We start from the raw sequence: 326 nt of genomic DNA, 5'->3' as shown, positions 1-326 counted from the left end.
GGCATTGGGCCGTCAGTCGCAGCAACTACCAGGATTGCGCCGTCCATCTGAGCCGCACCGGTGATCATGTTTTTCACATAGTCGGCGTGGCCTGGGCAGTCAACGTGCGCATAGTGGCGGCTTGGGGTATCGTATTCTACGTGAGAAGTAGAGATGGTGATACCACGCGCTTTTTCTTCTGGCGCGTTATCGATTTGGTCGAATGCACGAGCGTTACCACCGTAGGTTTTAGCCAGTACAGTAGTGATAGCAGCAGTCAGGGTAGTTTTACCGTGGTCAACGTGGCCGATAGTACCAACGTTAACGTGCGGTTTTGTACGTTCAAA

General features: G+C 52.8%; 1 protein-coding gene. It reads right to left on the bottom strand.

Annotated features, from left to right (window positions below):
- On the bottom strand, positions 1 to 326 hold a 326-nt coding region (locus tag Phpb_RS09225), incomplete at both ends, for a GTP-binding protein (RefSeq protein ID WP_205634757.1).

Origin of the sequence: Photorhabdus namnaonensis (assembly GCF_001684335.1) — a bacterium.
Taxonomy (GTDB): domain Bacteria; phylum Pseudomonadota; class Gammaproteobacteria; order Enterobacterales; family Enterobacteriaceae; genus Photorhabdus; species Photorhabdus namnaonensis.
Note: the sequence above shows the minus strand (reverse complement) of the source record. Positions and strands in the feature narration are given on the sequence as shown.